Here is a 13075-nt window from a genome sequence, read left to right as displayed (position 1 = left end):
CACCCCAAAAAAGCAACGGGTGATTATACCATTTTTTCAACCTCGCCACGTTCCACGTGGAACACCGACGCACCGTTATCGGCGTCGATTAGGGGTTCTTCCAACGCGGTAATAAACCGTTGTGCCGGTATCGTTCGCGCGTAGTTTAACAAGCGCTTTAGACTGTGTCGGTCTAACTCTGCCGCCGGATCATCGATTAGCAGAACGGCAGGCTTTCCCAATTCCTTTTCAAACATAGCCAGCTGGGCAAGCACCAGACCCGCTGCCAGTAACTTTTGCTGACCGCGTGATACCCTCGCTCGCGCCAACCGATCACCGAAGCGAACCCGGATGTCCGCGCGGTGGGGGCCAGCGTGGGTTCGAGCCAATCGGGCGTCTCGCTCTGCATTGTTGGCCATTGCTTGAGCCAGCGTTTGCTCAGCGTCCCACCCTCGATGAAAAACACACTCCAGAGGCGTGTCAAATAAAGCCATTCCCGCTTGGTCTAAAAATGGGCGCAATTTGTCTAGATATCGCTCTCGTTGCGAATTGACCTCTTCGCCCGCGGCAATCAGCGTGTCATTCCACACTGATACCTGATTCACGGGTAAGTGATCCCGAAGCCCAGCATTCCGTTGATCAAGCGCCTTCTTGTAGCGCCGCCATGTGGAATAGAACAGGTGTTCCACGTGGAACACGCCCCAATCTAAGAAACCTCGACGTTGAACTGGGCCTTCTTCAATCAGTTTGTGGATCCCGGGCTCGATTACCTGCACGGGCAGTCGAGTCACCAAACTTGATCGACTGTGCGCTCTCGCGCCATCGATTTTCACCGTCATGCCCGAAGCGCCTGCCTGTATCCCCAATTGGCCATCCGGTTCAGTCAACCGAGCGAAAAGAGTCAACGACTTTTCCCCATCTTGGACCAGTCCGCGCGAGGGAGTGCCGCGGAAGGAGCGACCGTGGCCAAGATAGAACAACGCCTCAAGCAAAGTGGTTTTGCCTGAGGCGTTGCGTCCGACGATTAGGTTTTCATGCTCATGGAAGGGGAGCGATGCTTCCGCAATGCAACGGAAGTGTTGAATCGTTAGGTGTGTGACCGCCATGGGGCGGAGGCTCGTTTACAGGCGCATTGGCATGACGACGTACGTGCATTCTTGCTTCTTCGGATCCTTGATGATGCAGCTGCTGTTCGCGTCCGTCACCTGGATCTCAACGTCATCATTGTCGATGGCACCCAAGGCGTCCAACAAGTAATTCACGTTAAACCCTATTTCCATTTCGTTACCGGCGTATTCGACGCCCACTTCTTCCTCTGCTTCTTCTTGTTCAGGGTTATGTGCTTGAATTAAAACGGTATTTTCTTTAATGTTCAGCCGAATACCGCGGTATTTTTCGTTGGACAAAATCGCTGTGCGCTGTAGTGACGCCCGCAGCACCGCGCGTTCCGTGCCAATAACAGAGTCGGATTTCTTCGGAATGACGCGCTTGTAATCGGGGAAACGGCCATCGATGAGTTTGGATGTGAACCGTGTGCCATCGAACTCCGCTCGCAAATGGTTATCGCCAATCGTGAGTCGAATGGGCCCCTCTTCGAGCATGCGGAATAACTCGAGCACGCCTTTACGAGGAACGATTACTTGTTTATCGACGTTTCCGCCGTGCTCGAGCTCCACATCGCACAACGCTAAGCGATGCCCATCTGTCGCCACCGCGCGAACTCGCTGGTTGCCGAGCTCCAACAATAATCCGTTCAAGTAATAACGAACATCCTGGTTCGCCATCGCAAACTGTGTCTTCTCTAACAGTCGCCTCAAATCATTCTGAGCGATTTCGATTGTTTGCTGCCCACCCACACCTTCAATGATCGGAAACTCATCGGCCGGTAGCGTCGAAAACGTAAAGCGACTCTTGCCACTGCGTACCACCACGCGCTCGCCCGATTGAGATACGGTAATCTTCGCGCCATCTGGTAACGCCTTGCATATGTCCAAAAACTTTCTGCCGGGAACAGTGATATCGCCTTCTTTATCAACGTTCACATCCGCCGTCGCCATCAACTCAACTTCTAAGTCAGTGGCAACAACAGATAACGTTGAACCACTCGCTGATAAATAAAAGTTAGCCAGAACCGGCATTGTTTGCCGACGCTCCACAACACCGACAACAGTCTGTAATGGCTTCAACAGCACTTCTCTTGGCGCAGTAAACTTCATTTGTGTGCCTTTCAAAAAATGTTTTTAAATACTTTTATTACTATTATTAGGGACCTTGTTGGCCCTGAATAACTAAAATTTCTGTATCTAATACAATGTCTTACAGCGATTTTTCAGCTGCGTTAACCAATGTATTATCACGGTATTGCCTGGGGATAACTCGTGCATAAAAAACGCTTTGTTTTCACGCACACTTTATCCACATCATCCTGTTAGTGTTCTCAACAGGTTTTGGTAGTCTTCCTGAATACGGCTATCGGTTTCACGCAGCTCCGCAATTTTTCGCCGAGCGTGGATGACCGTTGTGTGGTCTCGACCACCAAACGCGTCCCCAATTTCAGGCAAGCTGTGATTGGTGAGCTCTTTGGCCAGCGACATGGCAACTTGACGTGGTCGAGTAATGGATCGACTCCGCCGTTTCGACAGCAAGTCCGATACTCGAATTTTGTAGTACTCAGCCACGGTGCGTTTGATGTTATCGATCGTCACCAACTTGTCTTGGAGAGCGACCAGATCGCGCAAGACTTCTTTGGCAAAGTCGACCGTGATTGGGCGGCCCGTGAAGCGGGCATTTGCCATCACTCGACGCAGACCGCCTTCGAGCTCTCGCACATTGGATCGGATCAGTTTCGCCATGAAAAACGCGACGTCATCGGGTAACTCAACATCGACGCTTTGCGCCTTGCTGCACAAAATGGCTACGAGCGTTTCGAGTTCGGGTGGCTCAACCGCCACCGTTAGACCCCAGCCGAATCGCGATTTCAGCCGCTCTTCCAACCCGTCCACCTCCTTGGGATAGCGGTCGCAGGTCAGAATGATTTGCTGATCGCCTTCCAAAAGGGCGTTGAAGGTGTGAAACAGCTCTTCTTGGCTGCGGTCTTTTCCGGCAAAAAACTGAATATCATCAATAAGTAACGCATCAACGGAGCGGTAGGCTCGTTTGAAATCGTTGATCGTGTTGTGCTGCAGTGCGCGAACCATGTCTCCCACGAACCGTTCAGAATGCACATAGGCCACTTTCGCGTTGCTGTTGCGCTGCACAATCATGTTGCCAACACTCTGCATCAGGTGGGTCTTACCCAGCCCGACACCTCCATAGATGAAAAGAGGGTTATAGGTCGTTCCTGGGTTCTCGCCAACCTGCAGGGCGGCCGCTTTTGCAAATTGATTGCTTTTGCCTTCAACGAATGTGTCAAAGGTAAAATCCGCCTTCAGCTTAGAACCGAGCCGAGGCGCGATGGCAGTTAAGTTCGGGGGCCGGGTCTTGGTCGGTGTGGGTTCTGGTTGACGACTACCGACCTGGATTATGACTTGTTCAAGCGCGTGATCGGATGCTTCCGACGCGGCTCGTGCAATCTGACCCTTAAAATTATTGTTAAGCCAATCAACAACATAGTCATTAGGCGCAAACAAACGCAACACGCCATCTTCCTCGACGGCTTGCAGGGGACGAATCCAGGTGTTTAATTGCTGTTCGGAGAGCTCAGATTCGAGTTCTTCAATGCAGCGTTTCCAAAGTGAGGCCGACACCTAAGTCTCCCGGTCAAAGTTGCGGGTAATTATGTTCCACCGAAAGGGGGGGAGATTCGAGAGTCTAACTCTTGTTTCGGGGTTTATCCACAGGCAAATTGGCCGCTGCGCCTATTGACACACTTCGTCGCCATGCGTAACCTTCGTCGGCTCGCAGCGGTGGCGACACCGCATCGCAACAACCGTTAAAACACGATCACCGAGAAGCCCTATGAAACGCACATTTCAACCCAGCAACCTAAAGCGTGCTCGCACCCACGGCTTCCGTGCCCGCATGGCGACCAAAGCAGGCCGCGCCGTGATTAAACGTCGCCGCGCTCGCGGTCGCAAACGACTCACGCCGCAATAGCCCTTGCGGTGACGCGCGGTCGCGTCCGGACCAAGGCGCTCGCTGGCCACGCGCCACGCCACCGGTATCCGCTGGAACGGCGGCGAGACCTTCGCTTTCTCTCTACCCCTGTTCGCCCCGCGATGATTGTCGTGGAGGGTTTTCTGTGCGGCCAACCTTAGCGATGAATCGTTTCTCCCGTCAGCAGCGATTGCTGAAAGGCGTGCAATTCGATCGCGTCTTTAAACGCAATGTGCGTTCTCGAGACCAATTTTTTGTTGTACTCGCCAGCCTCAATCAACTACCCTATCCGCGCCTTGGGTTGGCGATATCGCGTAAAGCGGCCGGAGACGCCGTGCCGCGCAATCGTCTCAAGCGCCTTGTGCGGGAGTCATTCCGCACACTGCCGGACGACTATCCTGGACTCGATTTCATCGTTATGGCCAAAGCCGGTGCCGCTGCCCAACCCAATGACATTTTATTAAAGAGTCTGACCAAACACTGGAATCGGGTGCAAGCACAATGCGCAAAGTAATACTGGGGTTGATAGCGTTGTATCAAAAGTGGATCAGCCCAATGCTGGCACCGCGCTGCCGTTTTTATCCAACCTGCTCACACTATGCGGCGGAAGCCGTTCAGACACACGGTGCCGGTAAAGGCACCTGGTTGAGTATCAAACGCATCGCCCGCTGTCATCCACTGAATGAAGGCGGCGTCGATCTTGTTCCGGAAATCGATCCGCCAGGCTCAACAGTTAAAGCAACTCCATCAACATCGACCGAAGAGAAAAAAGCGCATGGATAATCGCGTATTGATCTGGATGGCTGTGGCCATGATCTGGCTGCTGGTTTATCAGGCCTGGCAGCGCGACTTTGGCCCGCAACGCGCGCCGGTTGTCGCCGAGGCGCCCGCCACCAACTCACTACCGACCATTGAACAAGCAACGGCGCCGCCTACGCTCGATAGCGCGTTGCCCGCACCCCAAATCGAAAGCAGCACAAGCGTCGGTCCCTCGCTCACCGAACAGCCCGATACGGCAACACAGAAAATTACCGTCGTGACCGACGTGTATGAGCTGGAGATCGACACCACCGGGGGAACGCTCAGAAACGTAAGGTTGCTGGGTTACCCGAAACAAAAAGATCGACCGGATGATTTGGTGGTTCTGCTACAGCCCCAGGTCACTGCACTACAAACCGGATTGCTCGCAAGCCAAGGTTTAGAAGCGCCGTCACACGACAGCGTGTTCACGACCGCTTCGAATCGCTATGAATTAGGCGCCAATGACGACACGCTCGAGGTGACCCTTAACTGGCAAGGTACCGGGGTAAATGTCGACAAAACCTATGTATTTAAACGAGGACGCTACAACATCGGTCTACAGCACCGTGTTACCAATACCAGCGACGCCAATTGGTCCGGCGCCCAGTACACACAGCTAAAAGGTAATGCGGGCGGGGCAAAACGCTCAATTGTCGATGTAGACAGCTATTCGTTTGTGGGGACAGCACTTTACGATGGCGAATCATTCGAGCGATACGACTTAGGCGATTTGCTCAAGAAGCCGCTCGGTTATGACGCCGAGAACGGTTGGATTGCGAACCTGCAGCATCACTTTCTGTCGGCTGCGATTCCACCACCTGGCGAAACGATCAAATACTCTTCCCGTACACCGAACGACAACACCATGCTCATCAGTGGCGTCGCGCCGCTGCGCACGGTTGCGCCCGGCTCGAGCTTGGACTTTGCACAGCAGCTTTTCGTTGGGCCAAAGATTCAAGAACAGCTCGAGGAAACGGCCGAGAATCTAACGTTGTCTGTGGACTACGCGTTAACGATCATCGCCGCGCCGATGTTTTGGCTGCTCAATACCATCTTTAAGTTTGTGGGTAATTGGGGTCTGGCCATCATTCTGTTGACTGTCCTGATCAAGATCGTGTTTTACCCCCTGGCTGAAAAAGCCGGACGCTCCACCGCTAAGATGCGTACGGTTGCGCCGCGCCTTAAACAAATCCAAGAACGCTACAAGGATGATAAACAAGCGCAAAGCAAGGCCATGATGGAGTTGTATAAGAAAGAGCAGATCAATCCGGCTGCGGGCTGTTTGCCGCTTCTGATTCAGATGCCTGTATTCCTCGCGTTGTATTGGGTGCTTATCGAGAGTGTGGAATTGCGACAGGCCCCATTTTTCGGATGGATTCAGGATTTATCCTCACGTGATCCGCTCTACATACTCCCGCTCATCATGGCGGTGGCGATGTATGTGCAAACCAAGCTCAATCCAGCCCCACCTGATCCGACGATGGCTCGTGTGATGACGTTTATGCCGATCATCATGTCTGTGTTTTTCATGTTCTTCCCGGCCGGTCTCGTGCTGTATTGGGTGGTGAACACGGTGCTGTCGGTGATTCAACAGTGGCGAATCAACAAAGTGGTTGAGGCGAACAGCTAACCGCGGACGACATTCACGGATCCGCAAACCGCAGACTGCACACAACAGAATCACTACGCACAAGTGGACCGAGTTTGGCGGTCAGTCGCGAAATGATGTGATTGATCAGTAAACGTGATATCTCCCCCAGGCCAGAGTGCGTTAGGCTTAGCGTTCTCGGGCGCCAAATGATCGTATTTGGCTGATGCACAGCGACATGGGGAGTCAGGGCATGGCTAAACCTCAGGACCGACACGTTGTTCGGCGATTACCAAAGCGCGCGGACTATTCGCGCGATACGGTCAACGCGATTCTCGACGAAGCGATGATTTGTCACGTCAGTTTCGTGGTTGATGGACAACCCTATATTATTCCGACGATCCACGCCCGCGATGGTGATACCGTGTTGCTTCACGGGTTGAAAGGTGGACGCATGCTCAAGCATATCGAAGCGGGGCACAGCGTCTGTATCGCCGTCACGCTGCTGGATGGACTGGTGCTGGCACGTTCTGCGTTCCATCATTCGATGAACTATCGTTCCGTGGTTCTTTTTGGCAAAGGGATCGAAATCACCGAACCTGACGCCAAGATGGCCGCGATGCAACGGTTTGTTGATCATCTTACCCCAGGCCGTTGGGACGCGTTGCGACCGGTCACCGACAAAGAAGTTAAAGCGACCAGCATTGTCTCGATTGCCATCGATGATGCATCGGCCAAGATTCGCGTTGGCGCTCCGTCAGACGACGAAGACGATTATGCACTGCCGATCTGGGCCGGTGTACTGCCGCTCTCACTCAAAAGTGGCCCCATCGAAGACGATCCCAGGCTCATGGCGGGCGTTGAACGACCCAGCCATGTTATGCAGTTTGACCCCGCCACCCGGTACGACTCCTGATCCGTTAGCCGCGAAAGCGAGACAAGCCACGGCCAGGCTTATTGTTCACGGGGCTTGGTCAATGGCAGGCTGGACGTTACGATACGTGTCGCGGATGCGTGGTTGCTACTGTGGCAACGACGTGTGCCTAACACCACGGCGTAAACGGGGATACTGATGGACGAAACACGATTGCTCATTCCATTCTTTGGCATGCTCATGCTGACCATGTTGGTATGGATTTATATGTATATCCGCCGCATTGGCTACATGCTCAAGCACAATATTCCAGCGCGGGCAGGCGCAACACCTCAAAAGATGGTGAGTGTTGTGCCCGAATCGGTTCAGAATTCGGCGAATAATTTTAACAATCTTTTTCAGGTGCCCATCCTGTTTTACGTGATTGTTCTGTATCTCGTTTGGGCCGGACAGGCCGACGCGATCCATGTGATCTGCGCTTGGGTGTTTTTCGTACTTCGGGCGATTCACAGTGCCATTCAGTGTACGGTGAATGTGGTGATGGCGCGTTTTGTTGTTTACATCGTATCGAGCATCGCGCTCGGCATTATGATCGTTCGCGCTGTCTTGGCGCTCGGTTCGACCGGCTGATCAACACCGAAGGTTGCTCGTCGTCGGCGTTCGATTCCGGCGCACTGTTGAGGGCCAACATTGGATGGCGTGCATCGACCCAATCGGCACGCCCGTCATTTTTGGCCGTAAAATCGACGGTTTCGGACGATTAGGCCTCGACGATAGTGACGATTCCACGCTGCGAGTGGTACTTTAAGCGCAAAATGTGAAGAAAAAGAGCCACAGCGCCAATCGGAACCAATCGACCGGTTGATGTTCAAACTGCGTGAGGCTGTAGCGGGGTGAAAGAGTGAGCACATTTTCAAGATTGTTTGGCGCGATGGCTGCCCTATCGCTGACCGCGGGCGTCTTGGCGGATCCGTATCTAGGCAAGCTGAAGGGCTACGTCACGGCGCCTGGCGCTGTGGATGCGCAGATTCAAAAAATTCTGTACACACCAGAAATCCGGACGTTGACCGATACGCTATCTGAAAACCTGGCGAAGAATGCTGAGTGGTTCAATGAATACTCAAAGTCCCTCGCGCCTGGGCAGCGCATCCCGTACCACCCTAATATGGGTCTTACCGAGTCCCAATACCAACAACTTTTAGGCGGCGAAGATCAGAAGCGGCTTACCCCATCAGGCGGCACCCGTTTGGCTTTCAGTTGGCGTGAAGATGACGTGTTGAAGATCACCGGCCTACCGGATGAACCGCCTTTTGATAGCCTGCTATACGAAAGTGTATCGGATACGCTGATCACCAGTTTCGGCAACCTGAGCCGAAGTATCGAAGCCAAAGGTCAATTGGGCGACGACACGTCGTTGGCGTGGCGGGGCCGGCTGTGGTCCACGGAGCGCAAAGACGACAAAGGTAAGGTGTCGATCTTGTACGTGATCGGCGATCTGACCGACAGTAACCGAGGGGTGCTCATCCATGAAATCAAAGGGGTGGTAAACGACGAAATCGTTGAACATCACTACATGATAATGTGGAATAAATAGGAGTTATCTCGATACCCACAAAAACCCGGCCATGGAGCCGGGTTTTTTATGTCTCGTTGGCGCGACACAGACGCGGTGCATTCAGTCGAAAAAGGCAGCCGCCGTCGGTCGACTGTTAAACAGCACCATTGTGTCGGCCTACTCGCGTTTCGAACGTGTTCTTTGGGCTATGACTCGTTGGCGTAGTGATCCATCGACTGCTGAATATATTGCCGTGCGGTATCCGCATCTCCCCATTTGACGACTTTTACCCATTTGTTCGGTTCAAGCGCTTTGTACTGTTCAAAAAAATGGGCGATCCGGTGCAACATAATTTCAGGCAAATCCGTATAGGAATGCACAGTATCGTAGTATTTCGTGAGTGACTGGCTAGGCACGGCGATAATCTTTTCGTCCATTCCTGCCTCATCTTCCATAATCAACACGCCGACCGGCCGCGCGTTAAGAATGCAACCGGGCACTAAGGGTCGATTGCCAATACACATTACGTCAATCGGATCGCCATCGTCCGACAAGGTGTGCGGCACAAAACCATAATTGCAGGGATATTGTGTGGCGGTGTAAAGAAATCGATCGACGACCAGTGCCCCGCTTTCTTTGTCGAGCTCATATTTAATGGGTTCGCCACCCAGTGGCACCTCAATAATGACGTTGATGTCATCGGGCGGATGATGGCCAATGCTGACTTTGTCGATATTCATAATAACGTGCCTTTTATTCGATAACGGGAGTATACGCGATTCCAAGTGACTTCATGCCGCTTCCGTTCGTTACTTAATACGAAAGACTCTTCACATAAGTGCGTCGAGCCAACATAAGTACTCTGATCGACATTGATCACGTCATGTATTTGTGAAAATGGACACGACAAAAATTAGTGGTTTCTCGCAGTATTGCTATGTGCCCAAAGGAGGGCGCTTTCGTTTAGTTAAACCCACATGGAATCGCGCACATGGTTGTATCGAAAAAAGTAACGTCACTCGCTCTGCTCGCGCTCTGCGCTTTGGCGCTCATGCATTTTAAATCCAGTGATATTCAGCAGGCGACTGTCTCGCCAAGCGCTGAACACGCTGCTTTGGTTGATTCGGTCTTAACTGTTGAGCCTTTTAGCGAGGCGCATGTTCAGAAGATGGCCAATGACGCTGTGGAGCTGGACTATATTGAACCCGCCGCTGCGGCAAAGCCCGTCGATCCGACCAGTTATCAGCCGGAATACATCCCGCTGCCAGCGGTTGCCGATCGTTTGTGGCGTGAAGATGATATTAGCGACGCGTTGGAAGACTCCGCGCGTGATAGTGGTGCAGAAGGCGTTACTCAGTCGCTCGCCTGGACGGCCCCGATGCCCGAAGGATACGAAAGCGTGATTCTAGAGTTTGAGCGTCTTGAAGATCGCGCAAACCTAAGCGCCAAGCTTGAGGCGGTTGACGGCCAGATTGTGCAGCAGTACCACCACATGCCGTTGAGCACAGTGCGCGTGCCTTCCCATGTGGCCCCTCAAATTGCAAGCCTCGTTGGCGCTAAGCAAGCGAGCGCGGATGAGGAGATTCTGTTTTCCTCCACGGCATCCAAAGGCACGATGAACCACCCGAAAGAAGCAACGGGCATTGATATGCCGGTCAGTAGCTCGGTGGGCGTGGCCGTGCTCGATTCAGGTGTGGCAGAACATGATGACCTCAACGTGGATCGACACATCAACTTCGCTGTGCCGTTTACCGACTGGAGCGCGATTAAGATCGACCGCAAGATTACGCTGAGCTATATTTTTGACGAAGACGGCGGCACCACGGTGTTTGATCGTGCGATCAAACCAACGGCGTCGGCGCACATGACTTACCTGCACAGCACTGCTGGTAAGCACCCTGAGTCGATTCCCTCGTCGGTGATGCGTTCGACCGAAGATGGCATCGTCACCGAGCTCGACCTACAAAACAACTGGTCACAGGATGTCGTCGTACACCTGATCAACGACAAAGGTAAGCGTGTCCGCCTTAAGAAAATTTATCGCAAGACGCGCTGGCGCTTTCCGTCGAAGAGCAGCTACAAGTACTCAATCACTGACAATTCCGGTCTGAATGAACTGGCAGTGATCTCCGATCAGAGCGTGCCGGTGCAGGTAAACGGACCGCTAATTGACTGGCATGATCAAAGCATGTCGATTCGTGGCGGTGGCTTTATGTCGGTAGCCGGCTACGGTGAGGTCATCAACCAGTGCGCGTTGATCCGCCGCTTTACGCTGGAAGCATGGGTCGATAGCCCGGGCTTTAGCAACACACAGCCGTACATGCACACGTACGGTAAGCACAGCCCCAACGGTTTTTATCAGGCGTTGCGCAACCCAGCAGACGATCAAGTGATCTTCGCGTCATCGAGCTCGAGCAAGATGAACTTCGAGCTGCGTGAAACGTCACTTGGCTACGTGTTTGTTGTCACTGATGGCAGTGGTTATCAGCACGAAGCTGCCGTACATACCACGCTGCCTGAAGGCGCGACGATGCACCTCGTCGCAACGGTGAATCATCGTACGGTGAAGCTCTACTTGAACGGCAATCTGGCGTCCACTGTGACGATGAACGATACGATCAACAAGTGGGATCGCAATGCGCCGTTCACCCTCGGCTTTGGACGCGAGTCGACTGCTTCGTGGGGCGGCAACATTCACACTCTCAATGTCTACTGCGATGAGCTGTATAGCCATGAGGTGAACACCAAGTACAGCGAAGGACCGAATGCGGTGAAATCGAACCGCGATCCTAAGGGTCACGGCACGCACGTAGCTGGAATCATCGGCGGCAACGGCATTAATTCCAGCGGAACCTATGCCGGTATTGCCCCGACTGCGAATATCTTCGACCTCCGTGTGCTCGATCATGAAGGTAAAGGCTCAACCTCTCGTCTGCTCGCCGCACTCGATTGGCTGATTAGCTACGCGAGCGATGCGGGTATTAAGGTGGTGAACATCTCGATGGGTAAATCGGTTGACGGTCCGGCTGCGAACGATCCGCTGGTCATCGCCGTCGAGAAGCTGGTGGACCAAGGCATCACGGTCATCGCGTCAGCGGGTAACTACGGCCGGCTTGGCAACTTCTATATCACCAGCCCCGGTATTTCACCGAATGTGATTACGGTTGGATCGGTTACCGACCGTGGCACCGGTAGCAATTTCCTGGATGACTTTGTGTCGTCATACTCATCTAAGGGACCCACTCTCTACGATCACTTCATCAAGCCCGACTTGTTGGCGCCAGGTAACCGCGTGATTTCGGCGAGCTCTAAAGAAAACATGATTGAGACGGAACAGCCTGAGCGAGTGGTTGACTGCACGACAGCCAACTGCAAAGCCAGCTACATGGAGCTGTCCGGTACCAGTATGGCCGCCGCGATTGTCTCGGGCGCCGCGGTGCTGATGATTTCTGAAGAGCCGGGCATTAACCCCGCCACTATCAAGGCTCGCATGATGAAGTCTGCACGTAAGATCAAGGGCGACATCGTAGCGGTTGGCGCCGGCGTGCTCGATCTCAGTGCAGCACTGAAAGAAAAAGGCTACGCCGCTCAGGCACCGTCACCAAAACTGATACGAGACGAGAAAGATAAGAACTTGTTCTACGTCGAGAACCCAGCGGTTACGTGGGGCCCGGAGTGGAGCGCTTCTTATCTTTGGACGGACGGCTACCTGTGGTCGGACGGCTATTTGTGGTCGGACGGCTATCTCTGGTCAGACAGTTACCTTTGGACGGACGGCTACCTGTGGTCGGATGGCTTCCTCTGGTCAGATGGCTTCTTGTGGTCAGACAGCTATCTGTGGACCGACAGCTACTTGTGGTCAGACAGCTATCTTTGGAGTGATAGCTACCTGTGGTCGGATAGCACGGTGATCGACGACTAATCGACCACCTATCGACACAAACCCCCGTTCGCTGACATACGGCCGGGGGTTTTTTTATGGGAGGTGGCCCCGGAAACGCGTGCTGCAGCCGAACAGACAATTCGTAGAAAATATCCTTATAATTCCATCTAATTGGATTATCTAATCCGTTTTGGTATCTATATTCCACATATAGCCTATTTATCGATGAAATTGGTTTAAACAATGAAAAATAAATAAAAAAACGTGATAGGCCTCTTATAAAGGTAAAGTGGTATTTTT

Annotated in this window: 12 protein-coding genes; 8 read left to right on the top strand and 4 right to left on the bottom strand. The window is 53.0% G+C overall.

Annotation, left to right across the window (positions count from 1 at the left end; all coding sequences use genetic code 11):
• Positions 1-23: 23 nt before the first annotated feature.
• From recF to dnaA, 3 genes are all read right to left on the bottom strand, one after another.
• Positions 24-1085 (bottom strand): DNA replication/repair protein RecF, encoded by a 1062-nt coding sequence (gene recF / locus AAF465_01250; protein ID MEM7081347.1) that lies wholly within the window; start codon positions 1083-1085, stop codon positions 24-26.
• A 15-nt stretch (positions 1086-1100) separates the two neighbouring features.
• On the bottom strand, positions 1101-2195 hold the full coding sequence (gene dnaN / locus AAF465_01245) for a DNA polymerase III subunit beta (protein ID MEM7081346.1): 1095 nt from the start codon (positions 2193-2195) through the stop codon (positions 1101-1103).
• Between the two features lie 204 nt (positions 2196-2399).
• Positions 2400-3725, bottom strand: coding sequence for a chromosomal replication initiator protein DnaA (gene dnaA, locus AAF465_01240; protein MEM7081345.1), 1326 nt, complete (start codon positions 3723-3725; stop codon positions 2400-2402).
• 211 nt (positions 3726-3936) lie between these two features.
• On the opposite strand from dnaA, the gene rpmH reads away from it, so the two are divergent.
• The 7 genes from rpmH to AAF465_01205 all read left to right on the top strand — a co-directional run bounded on the left by rpmH (position 3937) and on the right by AAF465_01205 (position 8931).
• Entirely contained in the window at positions 3937-4074 is a 138-nt protein-coding gene (gene rpmH, locus AAF465_01235) for a 50S ribosomal protein L34 (protein MEM7081344.1), read from the top strand.
• Between the two features lie 145 nt (positions 4075-4219).
• Positions 4220-4588: a ribonuclease P protein component gene (gene rnpA, locus AAF465_01230; protein ID MEM7081343.1), complete on the top strand. Its 369-nt coding sequence runs from the start codon at positions 4220-4222 to the stop codon at positions 4586-4588.
• 41 nt (positions 4589-4629) lie between these two features.
• Positions 4630-4857 carry a membrane protein insertion efficiency factor YidD gene (yidD, locus tag AAF465_01225; protein MEM7081342.1) on the top strand — a complete coding sequence of 76 codons (228 nt, stop codon included), beginning with the start codon at positions 4630-4632 and terminating at the stop codon, positions 4855-4857.
• Positions 4850-6505, top strand: coding sequence for a membrane protein insertase YidC (gene yidC / locus AAF465_01220; GenBank protein ID MEM7081341.1), 1656 nt, complete (start codon positions 4850-4852; stop codon positions 6503-6505). The genes yidD and yidC overlap by 8 nt, the downstream gene beginning before the upstream one ends.
• A gap of 211 nt (positions 6506-6716) precedes the next feature.
• Positions 6717-7379, top strand: coding sequence for a pyridoxamine 5'-phosphate oxidase family protein (locus AAF465_01215; GenBank protein MEM7081340.1), 663 nt, complete (start codon positions 6717-6719; stop codon positions 7377-7379).
• A gap of 156 nt (positions 7380-7535) precedes the next feature.
• Positions 7536-7967, top strand: a complete 432-nt coding sequence (locus AAF465_01210; protein MEM7081339.1) for an MAPEG family protein — start codon at positions 7536-7538, stop codon at positions 7965-7967.
• Positions 7968-8238: 271 nt separating this feature from the next.
• Complete coding sequence (locus AAF465_01205) at positions 8239-8931, top strand: hypothetical protein (protein MEM7081338.1); 693 nt, start codon at positions 8239-8241, stop codon at positions 8929-8931.
• Between the two features lie 167 nt (positions 8932-9098).
• Here AAF465_01205 and ppa read toward each other — a convergent pair whose 3' ends face one another.
• Entirely contained in the window at positions 9099-9632 is a 534-nt protein-coding gene (ppa, locus tag AAF465_01200; protein ID MEM7081337.1) for an inorganic diphosphatase, read from the bottom strand.
• A gap of 251 nt (positions 9633-9883) precedes the next feature.
• Here ppa and AAF465_01195 point away from each other — a divergent pair, with 251 nt between their 5' ends.
• A complete protein-coding gene (locus AAF465_01195; GenBank protein ID MEM7081336.1) occupies positions 9884-12814 on the top strand; it encodes a S8 family serine peptidase in 2931 nt (976 codons plus the stop codon).
• Positions 12815-13075: the final 261 nt, after the last annotated feature.

The sequence above is a fragment of the Pseudomonadota bacterium genome (genome assembly GCA_039028935.1).
Lineage (GTDB): Bacteria > Pseudomonadota > Gammaproteobacteria > Steroidobacterales > SZUA-146 > SZUA-146.
The sequence above is the reverse complement of the archived record's forward strand: the minus strand, read 5'-3'. Positions and strand labels throughout refer to the sequence as shown.